The 1,289-nt window shown below is 53.3% G+C and carries 1 protein-coding gene and 1 pseudogene; both read right to left on the bottom strand.

Annotated elements, in window-relative coordinates; all coding sequences use genetic code 11:
* Window positions 1–524, bottom strand: a pseudogene (locus B3W37_RS09335) (hypothetical protein); the annotation flags it as partial.
* Between the two features lie 160 nt (window positions 525–684).
* A partial coding sequence (locus B3W37_RS09340; RefSeq protein ID WP_483175511.1) for a KH domain-containing protein occupies window positions 685–1,289 on the bottom strand: 605 nt, incomplete at its 5' end.

Below are 1,289 nucleotides of genomic sequence, written 5' to 3' on the forward strand. Positions count from 1 at the left end.
TTGCTGATGCCCCGGGCAGCCAGTGCTATATTATTATGGCGGTGAACGCTGCCGCTCACCCAGGTTTCATAATGACCCACTGCCTGAGAGATCGCAGCCAGTTCCAGGCTGCTGTGTTTAGGGCTGATCGGCAGCAGGGGCAGCTCCAGCTGCGCCCCCGGCGGCGCCTTCATAATCAACTGCTGGCAGTTGACTACGTCGAGTAGATTGCCGGATTGTTCAGCGATGATTTTGCCGGTGGCTTTATCGATGCGGGGTTCAAGCGGATAGCTGTGATACTGCATGGCCAGCTCCATCACCACCTGATGCACTTCGGCCGGCAACAGCCTCTCCACTTGCTGGCCGCCCATGGTAACTCCGGGCTTGACCCCGTTTATATCCCGCTCTAAATCGTCTAACCACACAGCCAGGGAGGAAAAACTGATAAAAAAGGCCATTAACACCAGTGATTTGGCATTTCTTTTGAGAAAACCAAGATATTTCTTTACAACCGCTACCACCTTCTCCCGGAGTCCTCTTACCATACATATTCGCTTGGGCCGGCGGCTATGCCCATCAAGTATATGCCCCAGATCGGCCCGATGATATTAAGCCTGTCAGCGCGGTTAGAAAACAATCTCTGCAGAAAATGCAAATAAACCGAGAATTTCTCGGTTTACTTGAGTAGCGTGTTTTTTATTTTACTCAGTTCTTGGCCGCACTCTTCAACACCGCTTTGCGGGAGAGGTTGACCCGGCCTTGTTTATCGATTTCGGTCACTTTGACCAGGATCTGATCGCCGATATCGACCACATCTTTCACCTTGTTGACCCGCTCTTCGGCTAACTGCGAGATGTGCACCAGGCCTTCTTTGCCCTGGCTGCCCAGAACTCCGGGGATAATCTCCACAAAAGCGCCGAAGTCCATGATGCGCTTGACGGTGCCCATATAGGTCTTGCCTACTTCGACCTCAGCGATGATGGACTCGATCAGGGCTTTGGCCTTTTGGGCGGCTTCACCGTCGGTGGCCATGATGTATAAGGTGCCGTCGTCTTCAATGTCGATCTTGCAGCCGGTTTCATCAACTATTTTGTGGATGACTTTGCCGCCGGGGCCGATCACCTCCCGGATCTTATCGGTGGGGATCATCATCTTGGTCAGGCGCGGGGCATAGGGGGACAGTTCCTTATTAGGTTCGGAAATGGCCTCCAGCATCTTGCCCATTATGAACATGCGGCCTTCTTTGGCCTGTGCCATAGCGGATTCCACCACCTGGCGGCTCACCCCGCCGATCTTGATATCCATCTGCA

It is taken from the genome of Syntrophomonas sp. UBA5494, assembly GCF_002426325.1.